The following is a 15,388-nucleotide window of genomic DNA, read 5'->3' as shown; positions in this document are numbered from 1 at the left end:
GGGAATTTTTCGCCTAAGCGAAAAACCGGATGTCCGGGGCAAGACCTTTGCCTACTTTGGGGCGTTTGCCAAAGTAGGTCGCCCGAGGGGGCGAAACACAGAGTCCGCGCGCATGCCGAAGCGGCGCAGAAACACCGAACCACAGGCAACGATATCGCCGCTCCTACGTGAATGGAAATGCCGCAGTCAGCTTGCAGCGCCTGCAGGAGCGAGCTCTATCCGCGACTCGCCGGCAAGGCCGGCGTCTCAGACAGAAAACCCGATCACCACGGCGCCGGCCCACCAAACAACTGCCCCTGCACGCCCTGAATCCCCATCTCCTTCAGCACCCGGAACTCCCCCGCCGTCTCCACGCGCTCGGCAATCAGCGGCAGGTCGATGCTGTGCGCCGCGCGCTGCATCGCCTCGATGAACAGACGCTTGTCGTTCTCCTGGTCGATATGGCGGATATGGCTGCCATCGACCTTCAGGTACGCCAGCCCCAGCCGTGCCAGGTTGCCGATCATGCTGAAGCGCCCGCCGAAGTGCTGCAGGCTCAGCCGATAGCCCAGCTCGCCGAGGCGCCGGGTCAGGGCTTCGAGTACCGGTTGCGCCGGCAACTGGTCTTCCTCCAGCTCCAGGGTCAGGCGCCCGGCGAATTGCGGGTGCTGCTTGAGCAGGTCGAACACGCGGGTGGTCGCCCACTCATCGCGCAGCAACGCAGCGGAGAGATTCAGCGCCAGCGGGCGGTTGTGCCTGGCCATGTCGGCCAGCACGCTTTCGAGCATCAGCAGGTCCAGCCGCGCGGTCCAGCCGAAGCGGTCCAGCCAGGGCAGGAAGCGCCCGGCGGCGATGCTGCCGCCCTGCCCGTCCGGCAGGCGCGAGAGCACCTTGTAGTGCAGTACCAGCTGCGGATCGTCGCAGGACACCACAGCCTGGAAATGCAGCTGGAAACGCTTGCGAACCAGCGCCTCGTCGAGCAGTTGGTGCCAGCTGTGGCGCTCCTCGGCGACCGGCTTGGCGCCGCCCTGGAGGAACGCCCAGCAACTGTCGTTCTGCCGCTCAGCCTGCACCAGCGCCTCGTCGGCCCGTTGCAGCAGGGCCTGGGCGGAGTCGCCGGAAACGAAGGGCACCAGGCCCAGGTGCGCCGCCGGACTGACATCGCTGGCGCCGGTGGTGACCAGCGCGGCCAGCATGCCCTCCAGGCGCATCGCCAGGGCCGGCGCCTCCTCGGGCATCAGCCCCGGCGCGAGCATCACGAACTCGCCGCCACGGCTGCGCGCCAGGGTCAGGCCACTGCCCAGACCCTGTCCGCACAGGCGCAGCTGGTCGGCCACGGCCTTGAGCAACTGGTCGACGCGCTGGCCGCCCAGGCGCTGGTTGAGCCCGGCCAGGTCGTTGACCCGCAGCACCAGCAGCACGCCGCTGCTGACCTGGTCCTCGGCGCTCAGCCGATTGTGCAGCTGCATGTCGAAGAAGCGCCGGTTGCCCAGCCCGGTCAGGCTGTCCTGATAGGCCTCGTCGCGCAGGCGTTCACTGCGCTGGGCCTGTTCCTGGAACAGCGCCTTGAGCTTCTCCACCATCTGGTTCATCGCCTGCACCACCCGGCGCAGTTCGGGGGTACGCGGCAGCTCCGGCAGGCTGAGGAATTCGCGGCGGGCGATGGCATAGGACTGCTCCACCATGTAGTCCAGCGGCCGCAGTTGGCGGCGCAGCAGGATGGCGCCGAGCACGCCGCTGGCGATGCCGCACAGCACCAGCCAGAGCAGGCTGCCCAGGGCGCCCTGCCAGAGCTTGGCGATGGCGAACATCGGGTGGCTCTGCACCTCGACCCGCGCCGCCTGGGTCCAGCCGCGGCTGACGATGGCATCGCCGCCGGCCGAGTGCAGGTCGATCAGCGCGACGAACCATTGCGGCACCTTCGCCGCCACCGCGTCGGGCACGCCGGTGCGCTCGACCATGACCTTGTTGGTCGCCAGGTCGATCACCCGGATGCTCTCGAAGTAGCCGCTGTCGAAGATCGAGCTGACCATCAGCTCGACCATCGCCGGATCGTCGATGTTCGGCGTCAGCGACAGGCCCAGCGCGGTGGCCGCGTCCTGGGCATGGGAGCGCAGCTGGTTGCCGTACTGCTCCCGCGAGCTTTCCAGGCTGACCATGAAGCCACCGGTGAAAGCGACCACCAGGAACAGGCAGATGGCGATCAACAACTGTTTGAACAGGGACATCGTGTCTCCAGGCTCCCTCGTTGGAGCAATTGGTCCGGGCCGGAGCCGGGGGCTCAGTGGCTATTCGTCCAGGGGAAAGCCTTCGGCCTTCATCTTCTTCAACAGGTCCTGCCAGCGCGACAGCCGCTTGCTGTCGCCCACCTGCCTGCCGCCGCCGGCGCCGCTGCCGGCCAGCCACAGGCCTTCGCCGTTGAACGCGTAGACCGGCTGCAGGTCGCTGCGCTGGCTGGCCGGCAGGATGCTGCCGATCAGGTTGTCCAGCACCAGCGGCACGGCGTCGGGCCGTGGGTAATACGTGAGCACCATATGCGCCTGGTTCAGGCGCAGCGCCTTGACGTAGGTAATGCGCAGCTTCTGCGCCGGTACGCCCAGGTGTCGCAGGCTGATGTACTTGGCGATGGCGAAGTCCTCGCAGTCGCCGGCGCCCTTGAACAGCGCCTCCACCGGCGTGGCCCAGTAATCCACTTCGTGCCAGAGGCTGAGGTCGTCGGTGAAACGCAGCTGCTCATTGAAGAAGCGATTGACCGCCTGCAGCTGCTCGCGTTCCCCGACAGCCGCCTGCTGCGCCAGCAGCCTCTGCCAGGCATCGATGCGCACCTGGCCTTCCCCCAGCGGCCCGTACAGGCGCGCGGACTGCTCGCTGATCCGCTGGAAGTCCCACTCGCTCTGCTGCGCCCCCGCCAGCACGCCGAGCGACGTGGCCAGCACCAGGGCCAACGACCCCGGCCAGTACCGGCGCAACATCCTGGGAAAACGGCTGAACACGTTCGCGACTACTCGACTGCGAGCCCCGGCAACCAGCTGCCGGCGCAAGCGTCGCATGGTGCAGACTGGCCGCGAAAAAAACAATGGCACAATGCGATCATCGCATTGTGCCATCGAGTGCTGGCGCGGCCTGCAGGGGAGCCGGCGGCGCCAGAGGGAAAGGGATGGATCAGCTCTTCTGCGGCGGCGTGACGATGTCGAACCAGAAGTTGAAGTCCTCCAGCAGGCCGAACAGCCTGGCCAGCAGCAGCGGATTGCCCGAGCTCTTGAGCTTGCCCTCGAACACCAGGCGTACCGGCGAGACTTCCTTGAGCATCAGGCGGTTGAGGTCGGCGCGGTCGATGGTCACGGTCTGCCCGGCGTTCTCGTCCTGCACACCGGCGATGTTGTTCAGGTGCGAGTTCTTCAGCTCCAGCAGGTATTTCTCGTTCTTGTCCGGCAACACCAGGTTGATGCTGAAATCTTCGCCCTCGGCCTTCTCGGCGTTCAGGCGCACGCCCAGGTAGTCGAACAGCAGGCCGGTGTCCATCGCCGCCAGGGCATCGGGACTGCCCGCGCGCAGCGACGGCAGGTCACGCGGCACACCATTGCGCAGCTCCTGGGCGGCGACCAGGTAGCTGTTGCGCCAGCCGGCGTTCTCCGCCTGGTAGCCGAGCTGCTCCAGGGCGTCGGCCTGCAGGTTGCGCGCGGCCTGGTTGCTCGGGTCGGCGAACACCAGCTTGTTGACCACCTCCACCACCCAGCGGTACTCGCCCTTGTCGAACGAGGCCCTGGCCATCTGCAGCAGGTGGTCGGCGCCGCCCATGAACTCGACGTACTTCACCGCCGAATCTTCCGGCGCCAGCGGGTTCAGGGTCGCCGGGTTGCTGTCGTAGTAGCCCAGGTACTTGTTCACCACCGCTCGCACGTTATGGCTGACGCTGCCGTGGTAGCCGCGGTTGAACCACTCGTAGGCCAGCTCCGGCGGCACTTTCAGGCGCTCGTGGATCTGGTTGATGGTCACACCGTTGTTGGCCAGGTGCAGGGTCTGGTCGTTGAGGTAGCCGTACATGTCGCGCTGTTTCTCCAGGGTATGGACGATGTCCTCGTGCCCCCAGCGCGGCCAGTTGTGCACGGCGAACATCACCTCGGCCTGGTCGCCGAAACGGTGCAACGCCTCGTTGATGTACTTGCTCCAGCCCAGCGGATCGCGGGTCTCGGCGCCGCGCAGGGTGTAGAGGTTGTGCAGGGTGGCGGTGACGTTCTCGGCCATCAGCAGCGCCTTCTGCTGCGGCAGCCAGACGTTCATCTCCGCCGGCGATTCGGTGCCCGGGGTGTTCTGGAAGGTGAAGGGCACGCCATCGATTTCCAGGTCCTGCAGGTTGCCCTCGATCAGCCTGGTCGGCGCGATGATACTCATCGGCCCGTGGGCCACGCCCTTGCCGATGGCCATGTCGACCTGGCCGTTCGGGCCCTTGGGCAGCAACGTGCCGTACTGGTAGGTGGCGCGGCGCAGCATGGCGTTGCCGGCCATCACGTTCTCCTTGATCGCCGCCTCCATGAAGCCCTTGGGCGCGATGATCTGCACCTCGCCCTTATCCACCTGCTCCTGGGACACCAGCCCCTTCACCCCGCCGAAGTGGTCGATATGGGCGTGGCTGTAGATCACCGCGCGGATCGGCTTCTGCCCCAGCTCCTGGCTGACCAGGGCGTAGGCGGCTTTCGCGGTGGCGGGGGTGGTCAGGGTATCGATGACGATCCAGCCGGTCTTGCCCTCAATGAAGGTGGTGTTGGCGAGGTCGAAGCCGCGCACCTGGTAGATGCCGTCGGTGACCTTGAACAGGCCGTAGCTGAGGTTCAGCTGGGCCTGGCGCATCAGGCTGGGGTTGACGCTGGCGACGTCCCTGGCGGCCTTGATGAAGTCGTAGTCGCCCAGTTCCCAGGCGACGGAGCCGTCATCGTTCTTGATCACCAGGTTCTCGGGGCGCTTGATCAGGCCCTTCTCCACCCGCTCGAAATCGGCGCGATCGCTGAAGGGCAGCGACTGGCGCACCTGCTCCTGCGCCGCCTCGGTGAAGGTGGACGCCGGTTTGGGCTGCTCGGCAGCGAGCAGCAGGCCGGGACAGAGGCTGGCAAGCAGCACGGCAGCGGAAAGACGGGACATCGGCAGGCTCCGGAAATTGTTGTTGTGCTCGCACTATGCCGGCCGTCGCGCTAATAATTCCAATGCATTCCAAATTACCGATCAATGCAGGAAGCGCATGAGCGATCTTCGCCAGCTACGCCACTTCGTCGCCCTCGCCGAACACGGTCACTTCGCCCGCGCCGCCGATGCGGTGAATCTTAGTCAACCCGCCCTGTCGCGCAGCATCCAGGCGCTGGAAGGCCAGTTGAATTGCCAGCTGGTGGACCGCAACCCGCGTGGCGTCACCCTCACCGCCCACGGCCGGCTGGTGCTGGAACACGCCCGCCGCCTGTTGGCCGGCGACCGCGCGCTGCGCAACGCCGTGCTGCAACTGGCCGACCTGGAAACCGGTGAACTGCGCCTGGGCGCCGGGCCCTTCCCCGGTGCGCGGCTGATGCCGCAGGTACTGGCGCGCTACAGCAGCGCGCACCCGAAGGTGTCGATACTGCTCTCCATCGAGAACTGGGGCGAACTGCACCAGCGCCTGCTGGATGATGAAATCGAACTGTTCATCGCCGACTACCGCGAACTCGAAGGCGACAGCCGCCTGGACATCCTGCCGCTGCGCGTGCACCGCGGCGTGCTGTTCTGCCGGCCGGGACACCCGCTGCTCGGCAGCCAACCCGCGATCGAGCGCGTACTCGACTACCCGCTCGCCGGCCCGCGCCTGCCGCGCGATGCCCACGACGGCCTGGCGCGCACCCTCGGCCGTGAGCAGCCGCTGAGCGTGCAATGCGATGACGTGCTGATGCTCAAGGAACTGGTGAAGGGCAGCGACGTGCTCTGCCTGGCGACCTGGGATGTGGTGGCCGCCGATGTCCAGGCCAGAACCCTGGCGGTGCTGCCCTGGCCGGACAGCGGCGAGTTCGCCGGACGCGGCTCGGCCTACGCCCTGGTACGCCATGCCAGCCGCAGCCTTTCGCCGGCGGCCGGCCAGTTCGTCGAGATGCTGCTGGAAGAGGACGCGGCGTTCAACGCCACGCAAAGCTCTTTATAGGATGGCGTGGAGCGCAGCGATACCCATCGATTCCGGGAGGGCCTGATGGGTATCGCTGCGCTCCACCCATCCTACGGTTATGCATTCATTCAAGCCCGCACCTGGGCCGGCCTCACCCCCTGGGAGAGGGTCAGGGTGAGGGGCTCCTGCCCTTGGTCAAGGCTGGCAGCTCACCGACGCCAATTCTGGTAAGGCCCACCGTAGTAAGCCGGCGGCGGCGGTGCCGGACGGTAGTAGTGCGGTCGATCACGCCAGCCTCCATGGTCATGCTCGTAGACCACACAGCCGGTCAACGGAAGGATCATCAGTACAGCAGCGAAAAATCGACGCATGGCGCCTCCATCAGGCGAGACGGCCGCCCCGCCGGGGTGCGGGGCGTACATTCTTCCGGTCTCGGAAGATCAGACCTGTCTGTCAGAAGGCGGTGCCACAGCCGAAGGTAAAGCTTGGGTAAATCAGCCGTTTACAGTTTCCAGGCGGCGCAGCTTGCGGCTCTGCAGGTGCAGCACGCCGAACAGCAGGACCTGCACTTTCTCCGTGACCGAACGCCGCCGCGCCAGCAACAGCACCTCGCCCACATGCACCACCAACAGGATCGCGGAGAGCCACAGCAGGGGGCGGTGCAACTCGCCGAAGGGGTAGATCAGGTTGAGCACGGCGGCGAGCCAGAAAGTGGTCAGCGCGCCCTTGGCGAAACTCAGCAATTCGGACATGGCGAGGCAATCCTCAGGATGAAGGTCACCGCAGTCTGCCGCCCGGTGCGCGCCGCGCGCTCCTGCCTTTCGACTGGCGCGTACCAGCATCCAGACCCAGGCTTGCTTCATCATGGAGGCGCTACCGATCCCTGATGGCGTAAAACGCCACGCCTCCCCCCGCCCATCTCTCCCATGGAACCACGCCCCGCCAGCAGCTAGAGTCCCAGCATCATCCTCCGCAAGGACCGGTCATGCCCGACCTCAGCCATCAGCAGGCGCAGCTCCGCGTCAACGACATCCTGGCCTTCGACCGCGAACTGGTGCGCCTGCAGGACGAAGGTGCACTCGTCCTCGACGCCCCTCAGCGCGAGCGCCTGCACGCACACCAGCAACGCCTGCTCGCCGACTACCGCGCGCGTTTCGACATCGACCGCGACAGCCAGGACCACCGCCTCTCCCTGGGCATGCGCATCGCCTCCTTCCTCGGCGCGCTGGCCCTGGCCGCCAGCCTGTTCTTCCTGTTCTACCAGTTCTGGGGGCTGTTCAGCGAAACCGTGCAGGTCGCCATCCTCATTGGCGCTTCCCTCGTCAGCCTGCTGCTCACCCTCGTCCTGCAGCGCCGCGACGCCTCCGGCTACTTCGCCAAGCTCGGCGCCATGCTCGCCTTCGCCTGCCTGGTGCTGAACCTCACCATGGTCGGGCAGATCTTCAACATCACCCCCTCGGACAAGGCCCTGCTGCCCTGGGCCGCCTACGCCCTGCTGCTGGCCTACACCTGCAACACCCGCCTGCTGCTGGCCGCCGCGCTGATCTGCGTGATGGGCTTCGTCGCCGCAAGGGTCGGCACCTGGAGCGGCGTGTACTGGCTGGACGTGGGCGAGCGCCCGGAAAACTTCTTCCCCGCCGCGCTGCTGATCTTCCTCGTGCCCTCGTTCATCGCGCAGAACCGCTTCGACGGCTTCGCTGCGATCTACCGGATATTCGGCCTGCTCGGGCTGTTCCTGCCGATGCTGGTGCTGGCCAACTGGGGCGGCGGCAGCTACCTGCCGCTGGGCTTCGCCACGGTGGAAAGCCTCTACCAGGTACTGGGCTTCGTCGCCTCGGCGCTGGTCATCTGGCTGGGCGCACGCCGCGAGTGGCCGGAGGTGGTGAACACCGGCCTGACCTTCTTCGTCATCTTCCTCTACACCAAGTTCTTCGACTGGTGGTGGGAGATCATGCCCAAGTACCTGTTCTTCCTCGTGCTCGGCCTCTGCGCGGTGCTGATCCTGCTGGTGCTGCGCCGTCTGCGCCGGGCCCACGGCCTGCTGGGAGGGACCACCGCATGAACTGGACGCGCACCCATGCCCTGGCCGGCGGCGTCGGCCTGATCCTGCTGGTCAATGCCGTGGCCCTGGGCGGCGTCGCCTGGAACCGCTCCGGCGAGCCGGACAGCGTACTGCCGCTCAGCCAGCGCGAACTGCTGCGCAACAGCGACTGGTACAAGGAAAACAGCGGCCTGAGCCTGCGTCTGCGCTGGCGCACACCCAGCCGCGATGACCTGGCGCGACAACACAATCGCGGCTGGCAGCCGGCCCTGGACAGCCGGAAGATGGCCGAACTCGGCTTCCGCATGCCCGAGCAGGTGGACGACGACAGCGCCCGGCGCTTCGGCCGCCAGCAGGCTCGCGAGGCGCTGCTGGTGCTGGAACTCGATGGCCCGCTGTACCAGCGCGAAGTGGAGCTGACCCGCAAGCGTCTCGACGAGGCTCGCCAGGCCGCCGACGCCGCGCCGCAGAATGCGCGCCTGGCGGACGAGCGCGACTTCATCCGCCGCGAGCTGGACAGCGAGGAGAAGACCGACACGCGCCTGCTGCTCAAGGACGTCGGCCTCGACCTGCAGGCCCTGCGCGCGCGCTACCCCGACCGCCAGCGCTACCTTATCGTCCACGGCCAGGTCCGCCCCGTTTCCAACTACTACCAGCACATCTGGACGCTGGGCGGCACCGCCAGCTCGGTCGGCACCGACAGCCTCAACGTGCCGCACCAGTGGCGCGAACGCCTGGACCGGCTCACCACGCAGCCCCACCGTGCCGCCGATGGCCTGCCGCATCCCTACGTCGCCGAAGTCGCCTTCGGCCGTCGCCTGGAGCCCTGGATACGGCGCATCGACATGCCCTGACGGCACCACCGCGCCGATCCGATTCCCCTTGCACGAGTCGGATCGGCGCTGCACCCTGTGCGCCCGCCCCACCGCCATTGCCTGCCCTGACCGGCCATGAACGACGTTACCCTCGATCCCAGTCGCTGCCCGCTCTGCGGCCAGTCCAACCGCTGCAGCCAGGCCGATCCGGCGCTGGAAGGCCAGCCCTGCTGGTGCTTCAGCACGCGCATCGACCGCAATGCGCTGGAGCGCATCCCGCCCGAACTGGTGGATCGCGCCTGCCTGTGCCCGCGCTGCGCGACCGGCCTTGCGCCGCAGGACGAGGACGGCGAGAACGCCTGATGCGCCTGGATCGTTTCATCGCCAACCTGCCCCACCTGAACCGCCAGCAGGCCCGCCAGCTGCTCGCCGAAGGGCGACTGCGCGTGGATGGCGAGGTGGTCCGTGACGGCCGCCACGAGGTGCGCGAATTCTCCCGCGTGGAGCTGGACGACGACCTGCTGCAGGCCGGCAAGCCGGCGCGCTACTTCATGCTGCACAAGCCCGCCGGCTGCGTCAGCGCCACCCGCGATGCCGAACACCGCACCGTACTCGACCTGCTCGACGAGCCGGACAAGCACGAACTGCACATCGGCGGACGCCTGGACTACAACACCACCGGCCTGCTGCTGATCACCAACGACGGGCAATGGTCGAGGCGCATGACCCTGCCCGGACGCAAGCTGCCCAAGGTCTACTACGTCGAGACCGAAGACCCGATCGAAGAGCGCTATATCCAGACCTTCGAGCAGGGCCTGTACTTCGCCTTCGAAGACCTCACCACCCTGCCCGCCCAGCTGGAAATCCTCGGCACCCACGCCGCCCGCCTGACCCTGCACGAAGGCCGCTACCACCAGGTCAAGCGCATGTTCGGTTACTTCCAGAACAAGGTGGCCCGCCTGCATCGCGAGAGCATGGGCAGCCTCCACCTTGACCCTCAATTGCAGCCGGGCGAATACCGCGCGTTGACCACCCAGGAAATCGCAGCACTGGCCCCGTAGGAGCGGACTTCGTGCGCGATGGCTGGGTTCGGCATCACATTTGACCCGGAGCAGGATTGCGACCAATCGCGGACAAAGTCCGCTCCTACGCTCATGCCTGCTCCCCAGACACTCCTACAGAAAAGCCCTCCGCACCGAACACTTCGTCAGTCTCCGAAAATCCCTACGCACACCGTTCAGCCCGGCGGTTTGCAGCCTTCCTCGCCGCTTGGCTAAGCTCCCAGCCATGCCCGTGTTCCAAGGAAAGGTGATGAAGAGACTCTCGGTTGCCCTGCTGATCGCCCTGAGCGCCAGCGTCGCCTGTGCCAATCCGAGCAAGCCCTCGCCGCTCGCGAACCTGCAGGTGGCGCTGAAGACGCTCAAGCCCGGCCAGTATCTCTGGTATCCGGAGATCTCCCCGGCCGGCCCGGTGACCCTGGTGGTCAGCCTCACCGAGCAGCGCGCCTACGTGTACCGCAACGGCATCGCCATCGGCGTCGCGACTGTCAGCACGGGCAAGAAGGGCAAGGAAACCCCCACCGGCGTGTTCTCCATCCTGCAGAAGAAGGTCGAGTACCACTCCGATCTCTACAACAGCGCGCCCATGCCCTACATGCAGCGCCTGACCTGGGACGGCATCGCCCTGCACGCCGGCAACCTGCCCGGCTACCCCGCCTCCCACGGCTGCATCCGCCTGCCCATGGCGTTCGCCAAGAAGCTCTACGAAGTCACCGGTTTCACCTCCACCACCGTGATCATCTCCGACGCCAAGAGCTCGCCCGTGGAGGTCTACCACCCCGGCCTGCTGGCGCCCATCGTCAGCGACGGGCGGGCCGCCGGCCCGCACGACGACAGCGGCATGGTGGTGCCGTTCTGGAGCGATCCGGGCGCGGAAAAGGGCCCGGTCTCGGTGCTGGTCAGCCGTGCCGACCGCCGTCTCTACGTCTATCGCGGCGGCCTGCAGATCGGCACCGCGCCAGTGGCCTTCGAGCACCCCGAGGAGCGAACCGGGGTCGCCGCCTTCTCGCTGATGGAGAAACCATCGCAGAGCGAAATCGACAGCGAGAACCCGAACCTGCGCTGGACCAGCGTGCAGGTCAGCGATCCACAGCGCGGCCTCACGCCCGCTGAACAACTGGGCAAATTCAGCCTCGACCGCGAGTTCCTGCGCAACCTGCTGACCAGCATGGACGTGGGCAGCACCCTGGTGATCACCGACCTGCCGTCCACCCGCGACATGCGCAGCAATCCGGACTTCACCGTGATCACCACCAATGACCGCAAGGCGGAACAGAAGCCGGTCAAGAACCAGAGCGTGGAATGACGCCCATGATCCGGAGCGACCATCCTGCGCTCCGGAATTCCCCTACAGCGCCATCATCGTTCCACTGCACGACGCATCCGCCCCCTCCTTCAAACTGCACACCTCACCCGGACAGACGGCCTAAAGCTGGCCGTGCAAGCAGCCGAAGAATCTCGTAACACAAAGAGTCCAGGCGCCTGTCCGAGGTGAGTTCTTCGCGTCCGCCACCGTGCAATACCGGGACTTCGCGGCATTTTTCAGCAGCGAAAAGTTCGTAATTACCGACAGGCGGACCCATACTTGATCAAAAAACCACCACATCACTGGTCAAAAATCGCGCACAATGCGGCGTTTCCCAGAAAAAACCATATCGATTCAACGGGAATGTTGTATTCATGCTGACTTTCTTGAAGTTACGGGGGATCTTCCGGATTTCGCTCGCCACTGCCGCGCTCTTCGCGATCGGTAGCTGGCAGACCGCGTCCGCCGCCCGCCTGCCCAGCGCCGAGGAACTGCACCGCCTCGCCCCTGCGGCCAACACCGAAACCCTGCGCCTGGCGCTCAGCGCGCTGCAGTGCGCGAGCACCCAGCTGGGCGGGCAGAACCGCCTGCTGACGGTGATCGACTACTCCAAGCCGTCCCGCGACAAGCGCCTGTGGGTCTTCGACCTCAAGCAGCGCAAGTTGCTGTTCGAAGAGTGGGTCGCCCATGGCAAGAAGAGTGGCGACGACATGGCCACCTCGTTCTCCAACCTGCCCGAAAGCAACCAGTCTTCGATCGGCCTCTACCAGACCGGCCAGACCTACAGCGGCAAGCACGGCCGCTCCCTGCGCCTGCTGGGCCTGGAGCCCGGCTTCAACGACAACAGCGAAGAGCGTGCCATCGTCATGCACGCCGCCGCCTACGCCGATCCCAAGGTCGTCCCCGGCCTCGGTCGCCTGGGCCGCAGCCTGGGTTGCCCGGCGGTGCGCCCGCAGGTGGCGCAGAAGCTGATCGACACGGTGAAGAACGGCAGCTACGTATTCGCCTACTACCCGCAGCAGCGCTACCTGAAGACCTCGCAGTTCCTCGCCGGGCAAAGCTGCACCGTGGCGAAGAACCCGCAGATCAACCGTTACGCGGCCAACCTCGCCAAGCGCTGATCGCCACCGCTTCCCGCACAACGAAAACCGCCGGCTGATGCCGGCGGTTTTCGTTTCAGGCAGTGGCGAGCGGAAGATCAGGCCTTCACCCCATCGAGGATTTCCAGCAGCGCCCGCACGTCCAGGGCATCCATCTGCTCGGGGTTGAGGAAGCGCTCGCCGTATTCCCGGTACACGCCCTGGGTGATGAACAGGCGGAACAGGTCGGCGTCGATATGCTGGTCGCGAGCCATGAAGGCGAGAATCTTCAGGGACTCGGAGAGGGTCTTGGGCGCCTTGTAGGGGCGATCGGCGGCGGTCAGCGCCTCGAAGATATCGGCGATCGCCATGACCCGCTCGGGGATGCTCATCTGCTCGCGGTTGAGCCGGCGCGGATAGCCGGTGCCGTCCATCTTCTCGTGGTGGTTGGCGGCGATGGTCGGGACGCGGCGCAGGTGCCGCGGTAACGGCAGGGTGGTGAGCATCATCAGGGTGTGGACGATGTGCTCGTTGATCTTGAAGCGCTCCTCCTCGGTCAGCGTGCCGCGGCGGATGCCCAGGTTGTAGAGCTCGCCATAGTTGCTCGCGTAAGGCGGCAGGCGCATGTCGAAGCCCCAGATATTGCGCGGGTCGTCCTTGGTCACCGGCGGCTTGCGCTCGCCCCACATCACGCGGTGCTCGGGCTTGTCGGCCAGCAGGAACTCCTCGGCCGGCAACGGCCGCTCGGGCCGGCCCTGCAGGCGCTCGGCCTCGTCGTGGGAAATCCCCAGGCGGTCGTCGAAATAGCGCAGCCAGCGACGCTCGCCGATCTGCTTGAGGCGCTCGACGTCCTCGTCCTTCATGAACTCGCTACCGACGTTGGCCTGGGCGACGAAGGCGTAATCCTCACGCAGGGCTTCGTGCATGGCATCACGGCGCGCGGCCAGCAGACCGATGTCGTTGCCTTCGGCGATGCCTCGCCAGTAGTCCAGCTCGATATCGCGCCAGATCACCTCGAAGCGCGTACGCACCTCGTGCAGACGGTTGTACAACGTCTCCAGCTTGGTAGCCTTGTCCACCACGTACTCGGGGCTGGTGATCTTGCCGCAGTCATGCAGCCAGGCGGCGATCTGGAATTCGTAGCGCTCGGCGTCGCTCATCTGGAAGTCGGCGTATTCACCCTCGTGCGAGTCGATGACCTTCTGCAGCAACAGGTCGGCCAGTTGCGGCACCCGCTCGCAATGCCCGCCGGTGTAGGGACTCTTGGCGTCGATGGCGTCGGCCAGCAGCTTGATGATGGCGTCCAGCAGGCGCTGCTGGGCCTCGATCAACTGGCGGGTCTCGATGGCCACCGCGGCGGCGCCGGAAAGCTCCTCGACGAAGCGCTTGAACGGCTTGCGCGGCTGGCGGCTGTGGGCGCCCTCCTCGGCCAGTTGCAGCACGAGGATGCCCAGCAGCTCGTCCGAGCGATTGCGCAGCGAGACCTCCAGGTACTGCCCGCGATTGGCCAGGGCCAGGTCCACCCGTTCGGCCAGTTCGGCCTCGGTGAAACCTTCGATCAGCATGGATTGCGGGTATTGCTCGCCGTTCACCGAACAGGCCAGGCGCAGGCGGCACTCCTCGTCGTCCAGCAGATAGACAGCGCCGCCCATCACGGCGGTGGCTTCCACCAGGCGCGAGAGCACGCCCTCCAGCATGCTCTCCAGCCGCGTTTCGCGGCTCAGGGTCAGGGTGATCGCCTGGAAGTTGTGAATGGTGCGCGACATGCTGCCCATCACGCTGCTCAGCTCGCGGACCTCGGCGATCTTCGAGTCCACACCGACCGGCCGGGCGAAGTCGAAGGCCGCCAGGGCACCCACCTGGTCAGCCAGGGCCCGCAACGGACGGGCGATACGCCGGCCGATGTACCAGCCGATCAGCAGCAGCACCAGCAGCAAGGTGCCGCTCCACAGCGCCTGGTTGAACAGCAGTTGCCGCGCGCCGGCCAGCAGCTCCACGGCGGGAATGGCGATCAATACCTTCACCTCGTTGCTGGCGAAGTTCGACAGCGGCACCCAGATGCCATACCAGTCCTGTCCGTTCACGCGATAGGAAAGCGGTGTGCCGGCCGGAGTCGCCTCGGCATTGAGTTCGCTCAGGGCAGGCACGTTCAGCTCGGCGAGCGTGGCCAGGCGCAGGTCCTTGCCTTCGTGCACCAGCAGCCTGGACAGGTCCGGGTAGGCGATCACCGTGCCCTTGCCATCCACCACGGCGAGTTCGGTATTGGCGGTCTGGCGCAGGTCGCCCATCTCGCCGCCCAGGTCGTTGACCGAGGCGTCCATGCCGATCACCGCTGCGCCGTCGACACTGCGGTGCGCCAGGGTCAGGCCGATCTCGCGGGTGGTGAAGAACACGTAGGGCTGGGTCAGCACCGTCTTGCTGGTGAGGCGTGACTGGAGATACCAGGGACGTTGCCGCGGGTCGTACTTGTAGTCGGGCCGCTCCTGCACGCGCAGCAGGCGCAGCTCGCTGTCGTAGAAGCGCCATTCGCCCAGCAGCCCGCCCTGGCCGTTGAGCGTCTGGCTCTGCACCAGGTACTTGGCCGCATCCGGCGCCTGCAGGCTCTGGCGCACCTCGGGTACCCGCAGCGCGCGGATCAGCAGGAACTCACCGTTCGGGTAGCCGATATACACGGCGCTCAGGGTGCGGTTGGCGCGCAGGTTCTCCACCAGCATCGGCAGCCGTTCCAGCCGCGCCGGCAGGTTGTCGGTCTGCGAGATCGGGTCGTGGGTGAGCAGGCGCAGCGCGCTTTCCGCCGGATCGATCAGGCGGCGGATACGCTCGTTGATGGTCGCGCCCAACTGGCTGGCCGACTCGCCGGCCGCCGTTACCAGAGCGCCTTCCACACCGCGATATCCCTGGATCAGCAGCGCGCCCGCGAGCACCAGCATGCTCGCGATGATCGCCCCGGCCACCAGCAGCTGCAGCGGAATACCTCGTTCGAATGCCTTCATCC

The 15,388-nt window shown here is 66.4% G+C and carries 13 protein-coding genes; 7 read left to right on the top strand and 6 right to left on the bottom strand.

All coding sequences use genetic code 11. The features are described from left to right. Positions 1–263 precede the first annotated feature (263 nt). The 3 genes from lapD to HNP46_RS07035 form a co-directional block, all read right to left on the bottom strand. Entirely contained in the window at positions 264–2,207 is a 1,944-nt protein-coding gene (lapD, locus tag HNP46_RS07045) for a cyclic di-GMP receptor LapD (RefSeq protein WP_184587192.1), read from the bottom strand. 60 nt (positions 2,208–2,267) lie between these two features. After that, positions 2,268–2,951: a cysteine protease LapG gene (lapG, locus tag HNP46_RS07040; RefSeq protein WP_184587190.1), complete on the bottom strand. Its 684-nt coding sequence runs from the start codon at positions 2,949–2,951 to the stop codon at positions 2,268–2,270. Between the two features lie 190 nt (positions 2,952–3,141). Then, complete coding sequence (locus HNP46_RS07035) at positions 3,142–5,115, bottom strand: alkyl/aryl-sulfatase (RefSeq protein WP_184587189.1); 1,974 nt, start codon at positions 5,113–5,115, stop codon at positions 3,142–3,144. A gap of 97 nt (positions 5,116–5,212) precedes the next feature. Here HNP46_RS07035 and HNP46_RS07030 point away from each other — a divergent pair, with 97 nt between their 5' ends. Then, positions 5,213–6,133 carry a LysR family transcriptional regulator gene (locus HNP46_RS07030; protein ID WP_184587187.1) on the top strand — a complete coding sequence of 307 codons (921 nt, stop codon included), beginning with the start codon at positions 5,213–5,215 and terminating at the stop codon, positions 6,131–6,133. Between the two features lie 170 nt (positions 6,134–6,303). Here the strand turns inward: HNP46_RS07030 and HNP46_RS07025 are convergent, their stop codons facing one another. Continuing rightward, complete coding sequence (locus tag HNP46_RS07025; RefSeq protein ID WP_184587185.1) at positions 6,304–6,465, bottom strand: hypothetical protein; 162 nt, start codon at positions 6,463–6,465, stop codon at positions 6,304–6,306. Between the two features lie 123 nt (positions 6,466–6,588). Beyond that, positions 6,589–6,846, bottom strand: coding sequence for a DUF1145 domain-containing protein (locus tag HNP46_RS07020; RefSeq protein WP_184587183.1), 258 nt, complete (start codon positions 6,844–6,846; stop codon positions 6,589–6,591). Positions 6,847–7,079: 233 nt separating this feature from the next. Here HNP46_RS07020 and HNP46_RS07015 point away from each other — a divergent pair, with 233 nt between their 5' ends. From HNP46_RS07015 to HNP46_RS06990, 6 genes are all read left to right on the top strand, one after another. Next, a complete protein-coding gene (locus HNP46_RS07015) occupies positions 7,080–8,156 on the top strand; it encodes a DUF2157 domain-containing protein (RefSeq protein ID WP_184587181.1) in 1,077 nt (358 codons plus the stop codon). Continuing rightward, positions 8,153–8,989 (top strand): DUF4824 family protein, encoded by an 837-nt coding sequence (locus HNP46_RS07010; protein ID WP_184587179.1) that lies wholly within the window; start codon positions 8,153–8,155, stop codon positions 8,987–8,989. The genes HNP46_RS07015 and HNP46_RS07010 overlap by 4 nt, the downstream gene beginning before the upstream one ends. A 96-nt stretch (positions 8,990–9,085) precedes the next feature. Next, positions 9,086–9,313: a cysteine-rich CWC family protein gene (locus HNP46_RS07005; RefSeq protein ID WP_184587177.1), complete on the top strand. Its 228-nt coding sequence runs from the start codon at positions 9,086–9,088 to the stop codon at positions 9,311–9,313. Further along, the gene (locus HNP46_RS07000) at positions 9,313–10,011 is read left to right on the top strand and encodes a pseudouridine synthase (RefSeq protein ID WP_184587175.1); all 699 of its coding nucleotides are present in this window, start codon (positions 9,313–9,315) and stop codon (positions 10,009–10,011) included. Before HNP46_RS07005 ends, HNP46_RS07000 begins: the two co-directional genes overlap by 1 nt. Before the next feature lie 250 nt (positions 10,012–10,261). Continuing rightward, entirely contained in the window at positions 10,262–11,314 is a 1,053-nt protein-coding gene (locus HNP46_RS06995) for a L,D-transpeptidase (RefSeq protein WP_184587174.1), read from the top strand. A gap of 374 nt (positions 11,315–11,688) precedes the next feature. Further along, the gene (locus tag HNP46_RS06990) at positions 11,689–12,435 is read left to right on the top strand and encodes a murein L,D-transpeptidase catalytic domain family protein (protein ID WP_184587172.1); all 747 of its coding nucleotides are present in this window, start codon (positions 11,689–11,691) and stop codon (positions 12,433–12,435) included. 77 nt (positions 12,436–12,512) lie between these two features. On the opposite strand, the gene HNP46_RS06985 is transcribed toward HNP46_RS06990, so the two are convergent. Continuing rightward, positions 12,513–15,386 carry an HD domain-containing phosphohydrolase gene (locus tag HNP46_RS06985; RefSeq protein ID WP_184587170.1) on the bottom strand — a complete coding sequence of 958 codons (2,874 nt, stop codon included), beginning with the start codon at positions 15,384–15,386 and terminating at the stop codon, positions 12,513–12,515. Positions 15,387–15,388 lie beyond the last annotated feature (2 nt).

The organism is Pseudomonas nitroreducens (assembly GCF_014204515.1).
GTDB classification, from domain to species: Bacteria; Pseudomonadota; Gammaproteobacteria; order Pseudomonadales; family Pseudomonadaceae; genus Pseudomonas; species Pseudomonas nitritireducens_A.
This window is presented reverse-complemented; position numbering and strand designations above follow the sequence as displayed.

What these genes read in the sequence shown, in the direction of transcription:
- lapD (WP_184587192.1), bottom strand. Translation starts at nt 2,207, where the DNA reads ATGTCCCTGTTCAAACAGTTGTTGATCGCCATCTGCCTGTTCCTGGTG.
- lapG (WP_184587190.1), bottom strand. Translation starts at nt 2,951, where the DNA reads ATGTTGCGCCGGTACTGGCCGGGGTCGTTGGCCCTGGTGCTGGCCACG.
- HNP46_RS07035 (WP_184587189.1), bottom strand. Translation starts at nt 5,115, where the DNA reads ATGTCCCGTCTTTCCGCTGCCGTGCTGCTTGCCAGCCTCTGTCCCGGC.
- HNP46_RS07030 (WP_184587187.1), top strand. Translation starts at nt 5,213, where the DNA reads ATGAGCGATCTTCGCCAGCTACGCCACTTCGTCGCCCTCGCCGAACAC.
- HNP46_RS07025 (WP_184587185.1), bottom strand. Translation starts at nt 6,465, where the DNA reads ATGCGTCGATTTTTCGCTGCTGTACTGATGATCCTTCCGTTGACCGGC.
- HNP46_RS07020 (WP_184587183.1), bottom strand. Translation starts at nt 6,846, where the DNA reads ATGTCCGAATTGCTGAGTTTCGCCAAGGGCGCGCTGACCACTTTCTGG.
- HNP46_RS07015 (WP_184587181.1), top strand. Translation starts at nt 7,080, where the DNA reads ATGCCCGACCTCAGCCATCAGCAGGCGCAGCTCCGCGTCAACGACATC.
- HNP46_RS07010 (WP_184587179.1), top strand. Translation starts at nt 8,153, where the DNA reads ATGAACTGGACGCGCACCCATGCCCTGGCCGGCGGCGTCGGCCTGATC.
- HNP46_RS07005 (WP_184587177.1), top strand. Translation starts at nt 9,086, where the DNA reads ATGAACGACGTTACCCTCGATCCCAGTCGCTGCCCGCTCTGCGGCCAG.
- HNP46_RS07000 (WP_184587175.1), top strand. Translation starts at nt 9,313, where the DNA reads ATGCGCCTGGATCGTTTCATCGCCAACCTGCCCCACCTGAACCGCCAG.
- HNP46_RS06995 (WP_184587174.1), top strand. Translation starts at nt 10,262, where the DNA reads ATGAAGAGACTCTCGGTTGCCCTGCTGATCGCCCTGAGCGCCAGCGTC.
- HNP46_RS06990 (WP_184587172.1), top strand. Translation starts at nt 11,689, where the DNA reads ATGCTGACTTTCTTGAAGTTACGGGGGATCTTCCGGATTTCGCTCGCC.
- HNP46_RS06985 (WP_184587170.1), bottom strand. Translation starts at nt 15,386, where the DNA reads ATGAAGGCATTCGAACGAGGTATTCCGCTGCAGCTGCTGGTGGCCGGG.